The sequence below is a fragment of the Thermoflexus sp. genome, from assembly GCF_025055495.1.
GTDB lineage: Bacteria > Chloroflexota > Anaerolineae > Thermoflexales > Thermoflexaceae > Thermoflexus.
This window is the reverse complement of record NZ_JANWXB010000126.1, coordinates 1-1,292: the sequence shown is the minus strand read 5'-3', so window position 1 is coordinate 1,292 and position 1,292 is coordinate 1. Positions and strand designations below refer to the sequence as shown.

The window sequence follows — 1,292 nt, the reverse complement described above, 5'->3', positions numbered from 1 at the left end:
TGCCCCTACAAAATGATATGGCCCACCGCGCGTTTCGTAGGGGCGGGCCCCTGTGACCGCCCAATGGGGGCAGGCCCCTGGGCCCGCCCCTACGGAGGCCATTCCCCGGGGTCGCCTTACCGGCCGTTTCGATGGTTTCGCTTGTCCCGGAATATGGAGAGCTGGATGCCGTAGCGCTTCATACGGCGCCAGAGCGTGGTGCGGCTGAGGCCCAGGGCGGAGGCCATCTCGCGGATACGGCCTCGATACTGGATCGCTGCACGCAGGATCGCCTCCCGTTCCAATTCCTCCACCGGCCGAATGGAATCCGGCGTCTGTTCAATCATCAGCCCCCGCACGATCCGCTCCGGGAGATGAGGCAGATCGATCCAGCCATCCTCGCTCAGCGCGGCCGCCCGCTCGAGGACGTTTTCCAGTTCCCGCACATTCCCCGGCCATGGATACGCCTTTAACCGTTGCAGGGCCGTTTCGGTGATCCGATAGGTTCGCCCGGAGGTTCGGCGCAGGCGCCGGAACACCGCCTCGGCGATGAGGGCGATATCCTCCGGCCGATCCCGCAGCGGAGGGATCCGGATCGCCGTGCTGGCCAGAAGATGATACAGATCCGAGCGAAAATGCCCCTCGGCGACCAGCCGCTCCAGATCCGCCGCTGAGGAGGCGATCAGCCGCACATCCACACGGATCGGGCGCAGGCCGCCCAGGCGCATGACTTCTCCGGTCTCCAGGATCCGCAGGATCGCAACCTGGACTTCCAGCGGCAGGGCCTCAATCTCATCCAGATAAAGGGTGCCCCCATGGGCCAGCTCAAACTTGCCCGGCCGTCCCTCGGTCGGCCCATTCCGGAAAGCTCCTCCTTCCACCCCCAGCAACTCGATAGCGAGCAGCTCCCGAGGGATCGCCCGGCAGGACACGGCGAGGAAGGGGCCGCTGGCGCGGATGCTGGCGTTATGGATCGCGCGGGCGAGGACGCTCTTGCCGGTCCCGGGTTCCCCCAGCAGGAGAACCGGAAGGCTGGTCCGGGCTGCCGCCCGGGCCTGCTGGCGGATCTGCTGGATCGCGCGGGAGCGGCCCGGGATGTCCGCCAGGGTCATCATCGCCTGGGCGCCGACCAGCCGCGCCACCATCTGGTGCACCTGCTCGCTCCGCCGGAATGTCAGGACAAACCCCAGGCGCCGCCGTCCTTCGGTCACCGCGTGCAGCCCCAGCCATCCTTCTAAGGGGGCGCCGTCAACGATCAGCGTGCCTTCGGCTTCCCGATGGGCTTGGGGATCGGAGAGGGCTTCCTGGAAGCT

1 protein-coding gene is annotated in these 1,292 nt (G+C 67.3%); it reads right to left on the bottom strand.

Annotation, left to right across the window (positions count from 1 at the left end; all coding sequences use genetic code 11):
- Positions 1-116 precede the first annotated feature (116 nt).
- On the bottom strand, positions 117-1,292 hold a 1,176-nt coding region (locus tag NZM16_RS04180), incomplete at its 5' end, for a sigma-54-dependent Fis family transcriptional regulator (protein ID WP_295478794.1).